The sequence below is a fragment of the Salmonella sp. 5800 genome, assembly GCF_046558195.1.
GTDB classification, from domain to species: domain Bacteria; phylum Pseudomonadota; class Gammaproteobacteria; order Enterobacterales; family Enterobacteriaceae; genus Salmonella; species Salmonella enterica.
Genome location: NZ_JBGDOX010000002.1, coordinates 346,204 through 358,450, shown reverse-complemented (window position 1 = coordinate 358,450; position 12,247 = coordinate 346,204). Strand labels below are relative to the sequence as shown.

Annotated in this window: 11 protein-coding genes; 7 read left to right on the top strand and 4 right to left on the bottom strand. The window is 54.8% G+C overall.

The features are described 5' to 3' along the window. Positions 1 to 20: 20 nt before the first annotated feature. The 4 genes from aroL to ppnP all read left to right on the top strand — a co-directional run bounded on the left by aroL (position 21) and on the right by ppnP (position 2,067). Positions 21 to 566, top strand: a complete 546-nt coding sequence (aroL, locus tag ACLJZ5_RS06730) for a shikimate kinase AroL (RefSeq protein ID WP_000983569.1) — start codon at positions 21 to 23, stop codon at positions 564 to 566. Positions 567 to 592: 26 nt separating this feature from the next. Further along, a complete protein-coding gene (gene yaiA / locus ACLJZ5_RS06725) occupies positions 593 to 784 on the top strand; it encodes a protein YaiA (protein WP_001143161.1) in 192 nt (63 codons plus the stop codon). A 250-nt stretch (positions 785 to 1,034) separates the two neighbouring features. Further along, complete coding sequence (locus ACLJZ5_RS06720; protein WP_001276437.1) at positions 1,035 to 1,712, top strand: AroM family protein; 678 nt, start codon at positions 1,035 to 1,037, stop codon at positions 1,710 to 1,712. Positions 1,713 to 1,782: 70 nt separating this feature from the next. Beyond that, positions 1,783 to 2,067 carry a pyrimidine/purine nucleoside phosphorylase gene (ppnP, locus tag ACLJZ5_RS06715; RefSeq protein WP_000941953.1) on the top strand — a complete coding sequence of 95 codons (285 nt, stop codon included), beginning with the start codon at positions 1,783 to 1,785 and terminating at the stop codon, positions 2,065 to 2,067. Positions 2,068 to 2,104: 37 nt separating this feature from the next. On the opposite strand, the gene rdgC is transcribed toward ppnP, so the two are convergent. Next, positions 2,105 to 3,016, bottom strand: coding sequence for a recombination-associated protein RdgC (gene rdgC / locus ACLJZ5_RS06710; RefSeq protein ID WP_000964305.1), 912 nt, complete (start codon positions 3,014 to 3,016; stop codon positions 2,105 to 2,107). A gap of 125 nt (positions 3,017 to 3,141) precedes the next feature. On the opposite strand from rdgC, the gene mak reads away from it, so the two are divergent. Then, a complete protein-coding gene (gene mak, locus ACLJZ5_RS06705; RefSeq protein WP_024797522.1) occupies positions 3,142 to 4,050 on the top strand; it encodes a fructokinase in 909 nt (302 codons plus the stop codon). Positions 4,051 to 4,069: 19 nt separating this feature from the next. Here mak and araJ read toward each other — a convergent pair whose 3' ends face one another. The 3 genes from araJ to sbcD all read right to left on the bottom strand — a co-directional run bounded on the left by araJ (position 4,070) and on the right by sbcD (position 9,754). Continuing rightward, complete coding sequence (araJ, locus tag ACLJZ5_RS06700; RefSeq protein ID WP_024797523.1) at positions 4,070 to 5,242, bottom strand: MFS transporter AraJ; 1,173 nt, start codon at positions 5,240 to 5,242, stop codon at positions 4,070 to 4,072. A 172-nt stretch (positions 5,243 to 5,414) separates the two neighbouring features. After that, positions 5,415 to 8,555 (bottom strand): exonuclease subunit SbcC, encoded by a 3,141-nt coding sequence (gene sbcC, locus ACLJZ5_RS06695; RefSeq protein WP_024797524.1) that lies wholly within the window; start codon positions 8,553 to 8,555, stop codon positions 5,415 to 5,417. Next, positions 8,552 to 9,754 (bottom strand): exonuclease subunit SbcD, encoded by a 1,203-nt coding sequence (gene sbcD, locus ACLJZ5_RS06690; protein WP_001221249.1) that lies wholly within the window; start codon positions 9,752 to 9,754, stop codon positions 8,552 to 8,554. The genes sbcC and sbcD overlap by 4 nt, the downstream gene beginning before the upstream one ends. Positions 9,755 to 9,968: 214 nt before the next feature. On the opposite strand from sbcD, the gene phoB reads away from it, so the two are divergent. Then, positions 9,969 to 10,658 (top strand): phosphate response regulator transcription factor PhoB, encoded by a 690-nt coding sequence (gene phoB / locus ACLJZ5_RS06685; RefSeq protein ID WP_024797525.1) that lies wholly within the window; start codon positions 9,969 to 9,971, stop codon positions 10,656 to 10,658. Between the two features lie 69 nt (positions 10,659 to 10,727). Then, entirely contained in the window at positions 10,728 to 12,023 is a 1,296-nt protein-coding gene (phoR, locus tag ACLJZ5_RS06680) for a phosphate regulon sensor histidine kinase PhoR (RefSeq protein ID WP_000893642.1), read from the top strand. Positions 12,024 to 12,247: the final 224 nt, after the last annotated feature.

Sequence of the window (12,247 nt, the reverse complement as noted above, 5' to 3'; positions counted from 1 at the left end):
TTCCTGGGGGAACGCCTGCTATGATGCAACCTCTTTATCTTGTTGGCCCGCGGGGCTGTGGGAAAACCACCATCGGTATGGCGCTGGCGCAGGCAACCGGTTTCCGGTTTGCAGATACCGACCGCTGGCTGCAATCGCACGTGCAGATGAGCGTCGCTGATATCGTTGAAAAAGAAGGCTGGGGAGGGTTCCGCGCCCGGGAAACCGCGGCCCTGGAGGCGGTAAGCGCGCCTTCGACTGTCGTGGCGACGGGAGGCGGTATTATTCTCACGGAGTATAACCGACGTTATATGCACCGTGTTGGCGTAGTGATTTATCTGTGCGCGCCGGTATCCACGCTGGTTAACCGGCTTGAGGCTGAACCTGAAGCGGATCTGCGCCCGACCCTCACCGGCAAGCCGTTGAGCGAAGAGGTTCGGGAAGTGCTTGAGCAGCGTGACGCGTTGTATCGCGAAACGGCGCATTACATCATTGACGCGACGAAAGCGCCGGCCCAGGTCGTTTCTGAAATTATTGCGGCGCTGCCGCCGTCGACGCAACGGTTACAGGGAGATGTCTATACTTAACGCTCACCCAGAATAAAGGAAACGCTATGCCAACCAGACCACCTTATCCGCGGGAAGCTTATATCGTCACCATTGAAAAAGGCACGCCGGGCCAGACGGTGACGTGGTATCAGCTACGGGCTGACCATCCGAAACCTGATTCGCTCATCAGCGAGCATCCGACCGCAGAAGAAGCGATGGATGCGAAAAAACGTTACGAAGATCCGGATAAATCATAGACGCATGAACCACTCGGAAGGGATTCCGGGTACCCCTAAATTGTATCTCCATCACATTCTTGAAACATTTATACTGGCAACTAAAACCGTAAATTAAGCGATAACAATACAATATTGGAGTTATTTGGAATCTTTACACAATACGTTGCTCATCTGCTGCTACGCTTTCTGAGATTTGTAGGGCAGGTAGCGCGGTGAGCGTGTGAATATTTGCCCGGGAATTACGACGAAGTAATAAGGTGGAATAAAAATGAGTGCGTCGTTGGCAATCCTCACAATCGGCGTTGTGCCAATGAGCGAAGTGTTACCGCTTCTGACGGAATACATCGACGAACAACACATCACCCATCATAGCCTGCTGGGAAAAATGAGCCGGGAAGACGTTATGGCGGATTACGCTGTAGAGCCTGGCGACGATCCGCTTTTGACGTTGCTGAATGATAACCAGATAGCCCATGTTTCCCGCCAGAAAGTGGAGCGAGATTTACAGAGCGTTGTCGAGGTGCTGGATAACCAGGGTTATGACGTCATTATACTGATGAGCACCGCGGCGATTAAAAGTATGGCAGCCCGTAATTCTATTTTGCTTGAACCGCTGCGTATTATTCCACCGCTTGTCGCCTCTATTGTGGATGGGCATCAGGTGGGCGTGATTGTGCCTGTTGCAGAACTTCTGGCGGCCCAGGAGAAAAAATGGCAGGTATTGCAAATGCCGCCGGTGTATTCGCTGGCGAATCCGGTTCACGGTTCTGAGCAACAGTTAATTGATGCCGGGCAGGCGCTATTGGATCAAGGCGCGGACGTCATTATGCTGGATTGTCTGGGTTTTCATCAGCGTCATCGGGATATTTTACAGCAGGCGCTGGATGTGCCGGTTTTACTCTCTAATGTTTTGATTGCGCGGTTAGCTTCAGAACTGCTTGTCTAATTTTACGTGACAGGCCGAACGTCAGGACTCTATATTGGGTGTTAATTTAATAATGAGACGGGGCCTGATTATGCTACAAAGCAATGAATACTTTTCCGGGAAAGTGAAGTCTATTGGATTTACCAGCAGTAGCACCGGCCGGGCCAGCGTTGGTGTGATGGCGGAAGGGGAGTATACCTTTGGCACCGCCGAACCCGAAGAGATGACGGTTGTGAGCGGCGCGTTGAAGGTACTGTTGCCGGGAACCGTCGAATGGAAAGTGTATACAGCCGGTGAGGTGTTTAACGTGCCTGGCCACAGCGAGTTTCATCTACAGGTTGCTGAGCCCACCTCGTATCTGTGCCGCTATTTGTAACGGTGAGTCCCCTCTCCGGCGGAGAGGGACCCTCTGGTTAGCGCTGCGCTTCGCCGCCTAATCCTTCCACCAGGCTTTGAATCAGCGCCGCCAGCTCGCCGGTCATCAGGATAAAGTCCGCGTCAAAACGTTGGGCAAAATCTTCCCGGTCGATATCTTCGTTCTGATCGCGCAGCTCGTCGCAGAATTTCAGACGCTTAATGGAGCCGTCGTCGCACATGACGAATTGAATACGCTGCTGCCAGTCGAGCGCCAGCTTCGTGACCACTTTACCCGCTTCAATATGAACGGCGATCTCGTCGCTGACCAGATCCTGCTTTTTCGCGCGGATCACGCCGCCATCTTCCAGCATCGCTTTCAATTCGGCTTCGTCCAGCAACTGGAAACCCTGAGCGACCGTACCGGAGCGCACCCACTCGGTGAGCGTCAGCTCAATTGGATTTTCCAGCGCCAGCGGGACGACCGGCAGCGAGCCAAGACTTTTACGCAGTAGCGCCAAAGTATCTTCCGCTTTTTTCGCGCTGGCGCAGTCAACCATAATCAGGCCGTTAACGGTATCAATCCACATCATTGTCTGACTGAAGCGGCTAAACGCGCGCGGCAGCAACGAATGCAACACTTCATCCTTCAGGGAATCTTTTTCCGTCTTCTTCAGCTTGCGTCCCTGATCGGCTTCTAGTTTCTGGATTTTCGCCTCCAGAGCCTGTTTGATCACTGGCGATGGCAGGATTTTCTCTTCTTTGCGCGCGCAAATAATAATTTGGCCATTGGCGGTGTGCGTTAACGCATCGCTGTGAGAGCCCATCGGCGGAACCCAGCCCATTTTGGCCATATCCTGGCTACCGCATGGGGTAAACGTCATTGAGGCGAGCTGTTTCTCCATCTCTTCGGCGCGTAATGTGATATCGCGGCTAAGACGGTAAACCATTAAATTTTTGAACCACAGCATGATAATTTCCACGGCCTTGTCGTTAAATCCAGGCGGTATAGTAACGAATTGTCGGCAGGCTTGCATTGCCAATCAGAACGGTGAATTCTACCCTGTTGATATTCCCAAAAAATGAGGAGCGGTATGTGCGTATTGGTATCGATTTAGGCGGCACAAAAATGGAAGTCATTGCGCTTGATGATGCAGGAGAGCAGCGGTTTCGCCATCGTCTGCCTACGCCGCGGGAGGATTATCAGCAAACGATAGAAACCGTCGCTACGCTGGTCGACATGGCGGAACAGGCGACCGGCCAGACCGGTAGCGTTGGCATTGGCATTCCCGGTTCTCTCTCGCCTTACACCGGCGTGGTAAAAAACGCTAACTCTACGTGGCTTAACGGCCAGCCGTTCGATAGCGATGTGAGCCGTCGTCTGAAGCGTGAAGTGCGGTTAGCCAACGATGCCAATTGCCTGGCGGTATCAGAGGCGGTAGATGGCGCGGCAGCGGGGGCGCAAACGGTATTTGCGGTGATTATCGGTACCGGGTGCGGCGCGGGCGTAGCGCTAAATGGCCGGGCGCACATCGGCGGCAACGGTACGGCAGGTGAATGGGGCCACAATCCGTTGCCGTGGATGGATGACGATGAGTTGCGTTACCGCGAAGAAATTCCCTGTTATTGCGGTAAACAAGGCTGTATCGAAACCTTTATTTCCGGTACGGGATTTGCTACGGATTACCAGCGTTTGAGCGGTAACGCGCTAAAAGGCGATGAGATTATTCGTCTGGTCGACGCGCAGGACGCCGTGGCGGAACTGGCGTTAAGCCGTTATGAGCTGCGGCTGGCGAAAGCATTATCTCATGTCGTGAATATTCTGGATCCGGATGTCATTGTGCTGGGCGGCGGTATGAGCAATGTTGAGCGCCTGTACAAGACGGTTCCGTCGCTGATGAAATCGTTTGTTTTTGGCGGCGAGTGCGAGACGCCGGTACGTAAGGCGCGGCATGGCGATTCGAGCGGCGTGCGCGGCGCGGCCTGGCTGTGGCCGCTGGCGTAACGTTTCTAGCCGGATGACGTCATCCGGCAACCGGCGTGACCGATGGCTGCTTGTGTTTTAGACGTCCGTATACCAGCAACGACGACATGGCGGAAAACGAGAGCAGGGCGGCGGGAAGCGCCACGTAGTGGTACGTAAAACCTAGCGTCAGCATCAGCCCGCCGCACCAGGCGCCAATCGCGCTACCGAGATTAAACGCGATTTGCCCTCCCGCCGCGCCCAGCAGTTCGCCGCCTTTGGCGTTTTGCAGTAGCAGGATTTGCAGCGGCGCAGAGAGCGCAAACAGACCAGCGCAGCAGATAAACGCGAAAGTCAGCGATGCCGTTTTGTATCCGCTGAAGAAAAAGAGCGCCATGAGAGAGAGCACGATAACGAGGTCAGTCACTACCGCGATGCGCAGCGGCGTATATCTGCCGGAGAGTTTGCCGCTTAACAGATTGCCTAACACCATCCCCAGCCCGACCAGCATCATAATAAACGTCATGCTCGTCTCCGAAAAACCGGAGATGTACATCATAAATGGCTTGATATAGCTGAACCAGGCAAAAACGCCCGCATTGCCGAACATCGTGGCGGCGAAAATGAGCCACGGCGTAGGACTACGCAAGAAGTGGAACTGCTCGCGCAGGCTGCCTTGGGCTTTGTCACGGATATCCGGCACCCAGAAGAAAATTGCGGTGAGCACAGCGATGTTGAAAACCGCGATCAATAAAAAGGTGTAGCGCCAGCTAAATTCCTGGCTCAGGTAAGTGCCGACCGGAATGCCCACCAGATTCGCCACCGTCATCCCTGAAACCATACCCGCGACGGCGGCGGTGACCTTCCCGGGGCGGGTAATCTTTGACAAGACAATGGCGCCGACGCCAAAAAAGGCGCCGTGCGGAAAGCCGGAAACCAGTCTGCCGACGGCGAGCATCAGATATGACGAGGAAAAGGTAAATATGGCATTGCCCATCACGCACAGCATGACCAGAAACAGCAATATATGTTTAAGCGAAAAGCGGCTGGAAAAGAGCGCCATAATGGGAGCGCCCAGCACGACGCCGAAGGCGTAAAACGAGATCATATGCCCGGCGGCGGGAATCGTTATCCCGACATCGCGTGCCAGCTCCGTCAGCACGCCCATAATGCCAAACTCGGCCATCCCCAGGCCGAACGTACCCAGCGCCAAAGAAAAAATAACTTTTTTCATACCACCTGCCGAAAATAAAGGCGCATGTTGCGCGCTGTGGCTGTGAATTGTCACAGCCAATCAACGTATAGCTTGCGGATAAGCGCGAGGTAATACCATTCCTTATCCGTCTTTGTGTATTCATTATTATGCTATGTCATGACAGTATGCTGTGCGCAGGATGACACTCGCGTTACTCAACAGCAAACGCTTTGTCCAGTTTGCTATAACCAAGCCCATTGATTTTTTTCACTTTTATCTGCACGGGGATACGTTCTTTCATGGCTTCCACGTGGCTAATCACACCGATAGTCTTCCCGCTGGCATTCAGCGCGTCGAGCGCATCCAGCGCGGCGTCCAGCGTTTCGCTATCAAGCGTGCCGAAGCCTTCGTCGAGGAACAAAGAATCAATGCGCGTTTTATGGCTGACCAAATCTGATAACGCCAGCGCCAGCGCCAGGCTGACCAGGAAACTTTCGCCGCCTGATAACGTTCGCGTATCGCGCACGGCGTCGGCCTGCCAGGTATCGACAACCTCCAGTTCCAGCGCGTCGCTGGCTTTGCGCTGCAATAAATAGCGGCCATGCAGGCGGGTGAGCTGATGATTCGCCAGCCAGACCAGATTATCCAGCGTCAGTCCCTGGGCGAATTTGCGGAACTTATCACCTTCTTTAGAGCCGATCAGCGCATTGAGATAGCCCCAGTCTTCCACTTGCTGAGAGGCTTGTTTCATTTCCGCCATCAGCGCCCGTTGGCGCTGCCGATTATCTGCATCCTGTTTAATTTGCTGGCGGATTTCCCCCTGGCGTGTCGTGTTTTCACGCAGTTGTTGCGCCAACTGCGCCAGCCGCTGCGCGAGCTGCTCCGCCGTACACGTTGGGTCCAGACCGACGGGCGGCTGTTGCTGATGGTCAGCCAGCGCCTGCGCGGACTGCGCGCTTAACGCCTTCGCTTGTTGTAGCTGACTTTCCAGCGTTTGTTGTTGTTTTTCCAGACGGGTCACGGTCTCTTCATCCAACAACGCCGCCAGGAACGTTGCCTGGCTGTCAAACGGGCTATTTTTTAACGCCGCATCAAAGTGCGCTATCGCCTCGGCGGCGCGCTGCTGCTCCTGCGTCATCTGTTCCTGCAGGGTTTGCAACTGGCTTTGTAATGACACGCACTCATCATGCGCCTGCCGCCAGTTATCCAGCGGCACGTCGTCGTCGGAATCCGCGGTATCCGTTTGCGGTAGCGTCTCCAGCAACGGGGCAAGCCTGTCGATCTGCGTTTGCAAATCCGCGAACTCAGTCTGACGCTGTTGCCATATTTTCGCTTCGTCGGCGCGCTCATTCAGCCATGAGGCTTCGTCTTCTGGGGCAGGAAGGGAAAGCGTATACTGCGCCAAATCAGCCGTCAGCGACGCCTGACGCTGCGCAATCTGCGCGGTAAAGCGCGCTACCTGTTCAGTATGCGCCGCGATTTGCGTTTGTAGAGCATGACGCTGGCTGAGCTGATCCAACTGTTGCTCATGTTCTTCCGCGGCGGTCAGCCAGCCCGCGAGGTCTTCTTGCGGCTGGAGCTGAACGCCCAGCGTAGCGCACAGCGTTTGCCATTCCTCAGTAAGCGCTTGCTCCTCCTGCAACAACGACTGCGCCTCGCTTTCATCCCGCTGTAATTGTTGCGTTAAGGCATCTAACTGTCCTCGCAGCGCGGCGCCTTCTTCCGCCAGCGTTTTGACCTCTTTTTCCAGCGCGTCGCGGCGGGTTTGATTCGCGCTCAGTTCCAGCGCCTGATAGGCGGCGATGGCGGGGTGTGTCGTCGAGCCGCAAAGCGGACACGGCTGGCCGGACTGTAAGTGCGCCCGCTGGCTTTCCAGATCTTTGATGCGCGCCTCCTGCTCGCAAATAGTGCGAACGTCCGCAAGCTCCTGCGCTTTAGTCTTATAACTCAGACGCTTATCCGCCAGACGTTGGGTGTATTGCGCCTGCTCCTGATGATGACGCGCGATAGCTGCCTGTAGCTGCGCCTGACGCTTTTGTTTCGGGATAATTTGCCCCTGAAGCGCGGCGAGACGATGGCGTAGCGGACGCTGTCGGGTATGCAATGCTCTGGCTTCCGCCAGCGCCTGTGGCGTGAGGTCGAGCGTGAGCGGCGGTAGCGCATCACGCTGACGCGTATCGCTCAGCAACTGCTGTTGCCATTGGCTCAGTTGCGCCCGATCGTGGGATTGTTGTGTTAATAATGCTCGCCACCCCGCCAGTTCGCTGCGCCAGACGCGGATGCCGTCGTGTTCCGCCAGCCATGTCTTCAATCGCTGCCCTGTGGCGTTCAGTTGCGTGAATTGTCGATGCGCGCAGGCGCGGATACGCTGGCGCAGGCGATACGCGCTTTGTAAGCGAGCATTCACTTCATCACTGTGCTGGCGAACACGCTCAACGGCACGGGTTTGTTCCTGAATGCGCTCCCAATGCGGGCGCAACTGGCGAGCGGGTTGCGCCAGAGTCAACGCCGCGAGCTGCGGCTGCGCTTTTTCTCGCGCCTCTTGCGCTGCGTACAGCGCCTGCTGCCGGGCGTGTAATTCAGTGTGGAGCTCGTTTTTTCGGGTCAGCCAGTGAAGGTGCTGCTGCTGTACCTGCTGGTCGGCCAGAAGGCGTTTCTCTTCGTCAGTAAGCGCCTGCAAACTAGCTTCCAGTTGCTGTAACTGTTCGTCCGCCAATAGGGCGACGCCGCTGGCCTGCGCTTGTAACTTTTCCAGTTCGAGACGGGCTGATTTATGTTTTTCAAATACCTGTGCGGAGATCTGCCCGTAAATCTCAGTGCCGGTGAGCTCCTCCAGAAGCTCTGCGCGCTCTTTCGCTTTGGCGTTAAGAAAGGCGGCGAACTGCCCCTGTGATAACAACATCGAACGGGTGAAGCGCCCGTAGTCCAGCCCGGTCAACGTGGCGATCATCTCCAGTTTATCCTTTACCTTATCGGCAAAGATCTTTCCGTCTGAACACCGCGCCAGCTCCACGCGTGGGGCCTGGAGATTGCCGTCAGGCTGATTTCGGGCTCGGTTCTGGCTCCAGAACGCGCGCCAGGCTTCGCCTTTTACCTCAAACTCCACTTCGGCCAGACATTCCGCCGTATCGCGCGTCATCAAATCGTTTTGCGACTGCGATACCGTATTCAGGCGCGGCGTTTCGTGGTACAGCGCCAGGCAGATGGCGTCAAGCAAGGTGGTTTTTCCCGCGCCGGTCGGGCCGGTAATGGCGAATAACCCGTTACTGGCAAACGGTTCGGCGGTAAAATCGACCTTCCATTCTCCTTTCAGCGAGTTCAGGTTTTTCAGACGCAAACTGAGAATTTTCATGCCTCATGTTCCTCATTCAACGCGTAGAGCGTGCTGGAAAAGAGCTGATTCAGGCGCTCGCGCTGCGGGGGATCTAACGCTTCCAGCGCCAGACGCCGCGCAAAAACCTCCTCCACGCTAAGCTCGCTTAATGTTTCCCGCCGCTCGTTCGCCAGCGAGCGCTCGCGCTGTTCGCGGCTACGGCGCACCAGTAATACCTCTACGGGTAGCGACTCCGTTAGCGTCTGTATTCTGCGTTGGATATCGTGCAGATAATCATCGGTGGTGATTTCAATATCCAGCCAGACGGGGGGTGATTGCTCCACGCCGCGCCACTGCTCAAGCTGTTCGGTAATTGACGCCAGGTCGCCTTTTAAAACCGCCAGCGGTTGAGTCACGGGGACAGCCAGACTTTCGGTACTTTGCCATTTCCCCTGCTCGAAGGTCACCAGATGCACGCATTTGCTTTTGCCGCACTCATCAAAGCTGAGGGCGATGGGTGAGCCGCAATAGCGGATATGCTCTGTGCCGCCGACACATTGCGCGCGGTGAATGTGTCCCAATGCGATATAATCCGCTGGGGGGAAATGCTGCGCCGGAAAGGCATCCAGCGTACCGATATAAATGTCGCGAACCGCATCGCTTTTGCTGGCGCCGACGGTGGTTAAATGCCCCGTCGCGATAACCGGCAGCTTTCGTTCGCCGCGTAGCTGGCACGCTTCCCGATATTGCTGTTGATAATAATCGGCAATCGCATGAAGAAGTTGCTGCTGTTTCTCGCTGCCGGATAATCCCGCCTGACTGGTAAGAATGTCGCGCGGGCGCAAAAAGGGAATGGGGCACAGTACGGCGCCTGGAGAACCGTCGCGACGATGAAGTAGCTGCGGCGCATAGCCCGCGCTGGCGATCACGGTTGTATTAAGAAACGCCAGAATGTCGCGTGACTCGTTTAGTGTGGCGACGGAATCATGATTACCGGCCAGCACCACCAGATGACAGCCCGTTTGCTGTAAATTAACGACGAAACGGTTATAAAGTTCTCGGGCATAGCTTGGCGGCGAACCGGTATCAAAAATATCGCCAGCGACAATAATGGCATCCACCTGATGGGCCTGCGCGGTCTCCAGCAGCCAGTCCAGAAAAGCCTGATGCTCCGCGGCGCGGCTTTTACTGTAGAAGTTTTGTCCCAGATGCCAGTCAGAGGTGTGGAGGATGCGCATAATTGTTCCATGCAAAAAAAGCGTGAACGGGATTATACACGTCATCCCCTCCATTTTTGGGCGCAATTTACCGCCGGTACACGGTAATGCACGGTTTCACCGGTGTCATAAATCATCAACATGCTGTCAATGCCGCCTTTTTTTTTCATAAATCTGTCATAAATCTGACGCATAATGGCGCGGCATTGATAACTAACGACTAACAGGGCAAATTATGGCGAGACGTATTCTGGTCGTAGAAGATGAGGCGCCGATCCGTGAAATGGTGTGCTTCGTGCTCGAACAAAATGGCTTTCAGCCCGTAGAAGCCGAAGATTATGACAGTGCGGTGAATAAACTTAATGAACCCTGGCCGGATCTCATCCTTCTTGACTGGATGTTGCCCGGCGGGTCAGGGTTACAGTTTATTAAACATCTCAAACGTGAAGCCATGACCCGGGATATTCCGGTGGTTATGCTGACCGCAAGAGGTGAGGAAGAAGATCGCGTGCGCGGGCTGGAAACCGGCGCTGACGATTACATTACCAAGCCGTTTTCCCCCAAGGAGTTGGTGGCGCGCATTAAAGCCGTTATGCGGCGCATCTCGCCGATGGCGGTCGAAGAGGTGATCGAGATGCAGGGACTGAGCCTTGATCCTGGCTCTCACCGCGTGATGACCGGCGGCAGCCCGCTGGATATGGGGCCGACCGAATTTAAATTACTCCATTTCTTTATGACGCACCCGGAACGGGTTTATAGCCGCGAACAGCTGCTCAATCATGTCTGGGGCACCAATGTGTACGTTGAAGACCGGACGGTCGACGTGCATATTCGCCGTTTGCGTAAGGCGCTGGAGCACAGCGGCCACGACCGGATGGTGCAAACGGTACGCGGGACAGGGTATCGTTTTTCGACCCGCTTTTAATGCCTTTTCCGCCAGTTGATCACAGGTTTCTGGCGGAGAAGGCTTTCCATTCTTGAGGGAGTATGACGCGTGCTGGAACGGCTGTCATGGAAAAGGCTGGTGCTGGAGCTGGTGCTCTGTTGCATCCCCGCGCTTATCCTTAGCGCTTTTTTTGGTTATCTGCCGTGGTTTTTACTGGCGGCGGTGACGGGACTGCTTGTCTGGCATTTCTGGAATTTATTACGCCTCTCCTGGTGGCTTTGGGTCGACAGAAGTATGACGCCGCCGCCGGGACGGGGAAGTTGGGAACCGCTGTTATACGGTTTACACCAGATGCAGTTGCGAAATAAGAAGCGTCGTCGCGAGCTGGGGAACCTGATTAAACGTTTTCGCAGCGGCGCGGAGTCGCTGCCTGATGCCGTGGTACTGACCACAGAAGAGGGCGGCATTTTTTGGTGTAACGGTTTGGCGCAACAGATACTGGGGCTACGCTGGCCGGATGACAACGGGCAGAATATTCTCAATCTACTGCGTTATCCGGAGTTTACCCAGTATTTAAAAACGCGTGATTTCACCCGTCCGCTTCATTTGGTGCTCAATACCGGGCGGCACCTGGAGATCCGCGTCATGCCTTATACCGATAAACAACTCCTGATGGTGGCGCGCGATGTGACGCAAATGCATCAGCTTGAAGGCGCCAGACGTAACTTTTTCGCCAACGTTAGCCATGAGTTGCGTACGCCCTTGACGGTATTGCAAGGCTATCTGGAAATGATGCAGGAACAGGCGCTGGAGGGGGCGACGCGAGAGAAAGCGCTGCATACGATGCGCGAGCAAACGTATCGTATGGAAGGGCTGGTAAAACAACTGCTTACGCTGTCTAAAATTGAGGCGGCCCCGGCGCTGTTATTAAATGAAAAAGTGGATGTACCGATGATGCTGCGGGTCGTGGAGCGTGAAGCGCAGACGCTCAGCCAGCAGAAACATACCTTTACGTTTGAGGTCGACGATAGTCTTAGCGTTCTGGGCAATGAAGAGCAGCTACGTAGCGCGATCTCAAACCTGGTGTATAACGCAGTAAACCATACGCCGGCGGGAACGCATATTACGGTGAGCTGGCGACGTGCCGCGCATGGCGCTGAATTTTGCATTCAAGATAACGGTCCGGGGATTGCTGCCGAGCATATTCCTCGTCTGACCGAACGCTTCTACCGCGTCGATAAAGCGCGTTCGCGGCAAACGGGCGGCAGCGGCCTGGGATTGGCGATTGTGAAACATGCGTTGAATCACCATGAAAGCCGCCTTGAAATCGACAGTTCGCCTGGCAAAGGAACGCGATTTAGCTTTGTGCTGCCGGAACGTTTAATTGCCAAAAATAGCGATTAATTGCCTTTCGTAAGTATAACTTTCCATAAGCCAGCGGATGCTGGCTTATTTTCTTTGCAGTTAAGACGGGCTCGTTGAAACATTCAACGTTTGGTGATTTTTTGTTCGCATGATTAGCCATAACTTTTTCATGAGAATGGTGTTTTATTCTGGTTGTAAATTTCATATCGCTATATTCATCTGGTTTTTAGATCCCACCTTGCTTTAAAACGTTATAAGCGTTT